General features: G+C 57.5%; 1 protein-coding gene. It reads right to left on the bottom strand.

Annotated features, from left to right (window positions below):
• Nucleotides 1-13 precede the first annotated feature (13 nt).
• On the bottom strand, nt 14-393 hold a 380-nt coding region (locus tag XalbCFBP2523_RS15980; RefSeq protein WP_211286589.1), incomplete at its 5' end, for an XVIPCD domain-containing protein.

A 393-nucleotide genomic window follows, 5' to 3' on the forward strand; every position in this document is an offset into this window, starting at 1 on the left:
TTGTCAATTTCAGTTAACGTCCTTGCGATGGCCCCTGTCGGGACTGCGCCATTTGCTGTTGGATCATCTGCTGCGCATCCGCCTGACGTTGCGTTTCAGCTGCCATCTGTTGATACGCCTGCTCGGGGGGAGTCTGCATCGCTTGCTGGATGTTCGTGCTGCTGAACCGGGGCAGGAAGTCGAAGCCGTCACTTTTTCTCTCGGCCAAAATGGCGCTTTTATCGGCGTTGAAGTGCAATTGATCCACGCGCGCCAACCCACTTTCCCGCGCATTCAATGCCACGCTGGCGGTCAGGTGATCGAGCGTCTTGTTCGTCGGGCATATCCCATTGCGCGTATGCAGCCTCTCGACCTGCGCGCGGATGCTTTGGTTCAACGCATGATCGGGATGGC

This window comes from Xanthomonas albilineans (assembly GCF_002939705.1).
GTDB lineage: Bacteria > Pseudomonadota > Gammaproteobacteria > Xanthomonadales > Xanthomonadaceae > Xanthomonas_A > Xanthomonas_A albilineans.